We start from the raw sequence: 2,171 nt of genomic DNA, 5'->3' as shown, positions 1-2,171 counted from the left end.
GAATGAGCCTGCGAGTTAGCGGTGTGTAGCGAGGTTAACCCGTGTGGGGAAGCCGTAGCGAAAGCGAGTCCGAATAGGGCGTTTGAGTTGCACGCTCTAGACCCGAAGCGGAGTGATCTAGCCATGGGCAGGTTGAAGCGGAGGTAAGACTTCGTGGAGGACCGAACCCACCAGGGTTGAAAACCTGGGGGATGACCTGTGGTTAGGGGTGAAAGGCCAATCAAACTCCGTGATAGCTGGTTCTCCCCGAAATGCATTTAGGTGCAGCGTCGTGTGTTTCTTGCCGGAGGTAGAGCACTGGATAGGCGATGGGCCCTACCGGGTTACTGACCTTAGCCAAACTCCGAATGCCGGTAAGTGAGAGCGCGGCAGTGAGACTGTGGGGGATAAGCTCCATGGTCGAGAGGGAAACAGCCCAGAGCATCGACTAAGGCCCCTAAGCGTACGCTAAGTGGGAAAGGATGTGGAGTCGCAGAGACAACCAGGAGGTTGGCTTAGAAGCAGCCACCCTTGAAAGAGTGCGTAATAGCTCACTGGTCAAGTGATTCCGCGCCGACAATGTAGCGGGGCTCAAGCGTACCGCCGAAGTCGTGTCATTGCAGCAATAGGGCCAACGCCCGCTGTGATGGGTAGGGGAGCGTCGTGTGCCGGGTGAAGCAGCCGCGGAAGCGAGTTGTGGACGGTTCACGAGTGAGAATGCAGGCATGAGTAGCGATACACACGTGAGAAACGTGTGCGCCGATTGACTAAGGGTTCCTGGGTCAAGCTGATCTGCCCAGGGTAAGTCGGGACCTAAGGCGAGGCCGACAGGCGTAGTCGATGGACAACCGGTTGATATTCCGGTACCCGCTTTGAAACGCCCAATACTGAATCAGGCGATGCTAAGTCCGTGAAGCCGGCCCGATCTCTTCGGAGTTGAGGGTAGTGGTGGAGCCGACGAACCAGACTTGTATTAGGTAAGTGATGGGGTGACGCAGGAAGGTAGTCCAGCCCGGGCGGTGGTTGTCCCGGGGTAAGGGTGTAGGCCGTGCGGTAGGTAAATCCGTCGCACATAAGGCTGAGACCTGATGCCGAGCCGATTGTGGTGAAGTGGATGATCCTATGCTGTCGAGAAAAGCCTCTAGCGAGTTTCATGGCGGCCCGTACCCTAAACCGACTCAGGTGGTCAGGTAGAGAATACCGAGGCGTTCGGGTGAACTATGGTTAAGGAACTCGGCAAAATGCCCCCGTAACTTCGGGAGAAGGGGGGCCATCACTGGTGAGGAGACTTGCTCTCCGAGCTGGGGGTGGCCGCAGAGACCAGCGAGAAGCGACTGTTTACTAAAAACACAGGTCCGTGCGAAGCCGTAAGGCGATGTATACGGACTGACGCCTGCCCGGTGCTGGAACGTTAAGGGGACCGGTTAGCTGACTTTCGGGTGGGCGAAGCTGAGAACTTAAGCGCCAGTAAACGGCGGTGGTAACTATAACCATCCTAAGGTAGCGAAATTCCTTGTCGGGTAAGTTCCGACCTGCACGAATGGCGTAACGACTTCTCGACTGTCTCAACCATAGGCCCGGTGAAATTGCACTACGAGTAAAGATGCTCGTTTCGCGCAGCAGGACGGAAAGACCCCGGGACCTTTACTATAGTTTGATATTGGTGTTCGGTTCGGCTTGTGTAGGATAGGTGGGAGACTTTGAAGCGGCCACGCCAGTGGTTGTGGAGTCGTCGTTGAAATACCACTCTGGTCGTGCTGGATGTCTAACCTGGGTCCGTGATCCGGATCAGGGACAGTGTCTGATGGGTAGTTTAACTGGGGCGGTTGCCTCCTAAAGGGTAACGGAGGCGCCCAAAGGTTCCCTCAGCCTGGTTGGCAATCAGGTGTTGAGTGTAAGTGCACAAGGGAGCTTGACTGTGAGACCGACGGGTCGAGCAGGGACGAAAGTCGGGACTAGTGATCCGGCGGTGGCTTGTGGAAGCGCCGTCGCTCAACGGATAAAAGGTACCCCGGGGATAACAGGCTGATCTTCCCCAAGAGTCCATATCGACGGGATGGTTTGGCACCTCGATGTCGGCTCGTCGCATCCTGGGGCTGGAGTCGGTCCCAAGGGTTGGGCTGTTCGCCCATTAAAGCGGTACGCGAGCTGGGTTTAGAACGTCGTGAGACAGTTCGGTCCCTATCTACCGT

At 56.5% G+C, this 2,171-nt stretch carries 1 rRNA gene; it reads left to right on the top strand.

The window, feature by feature from the left end:
* Nucleotides 1-2,171: ribosomal RNA gene (locus tag ACOZBP_RS17305) — 23S ribosomal RNA — on the top strand; the annotation flags it as partial.

This window comes from Brevundimonas sp. NPDC058933, from assembly GCF_049315965.1.
Lineage (GTDB): Bacteria > Pseudomonadota > Alphaproteobacteria > Caulobacterales > Caulobacteraceae > Brevundimonas.
This window is presented reverse-complemented; position numbering and strand designations above follow the sequence as displayed.